1 pseudogene is annotated in these 321 nt (G+C 65.4%); it reads right to left on the reverse strand.

Annotated elements, in window-relative coordinates:
* Positions 1 to 321, reverse strand: a pseudogene (locus lacNas_RS07090) (bifunctional folylpolyglutamate synthase/dihydrofolate synthase); the annotation flags it as partial.

Here is a 321-nt window from a genome sequence, read left to right on the forward strand (position 1 = left end):
CTTCATCATGGCTGCCAGAACCAGGAGCCGGCCGCCCCTTTCCCGAGCCAGGCGGCGGGCATAAGGCAGCAGCTGCTGGCCGGCCTGCACATTGTGGGCCCCGTCCAGCAAAAAGCTTTTGCCGCCTTTGACCAGCAGCTGGTAGCGGCCCGGCACCGTGGTCTGAACCAGGGCTGCTTCTGCCTGCTGACGGCTTAAAGCCAGCGGCAGGGAGGAAAAAGCCGCCAGTGCCATGGCCGCGTCCTTGGCTTCCGCCAAAGGCCAGGCCGGCAGCCGGTATTCCTTGCTGCCAAGCAAAAGCTGGCAGCCGTCTGCCTGGAC

The organism is Lactobacillus nasalidis (assembly GCF_016587775.1).
Taxonomy (GTDB): domain Bacteria; phylum Bacillota; class Bacilli; order Lactobacillales; family Lactobacillaceae; genus Lactobacillus; species Lactobacillus nasalidis.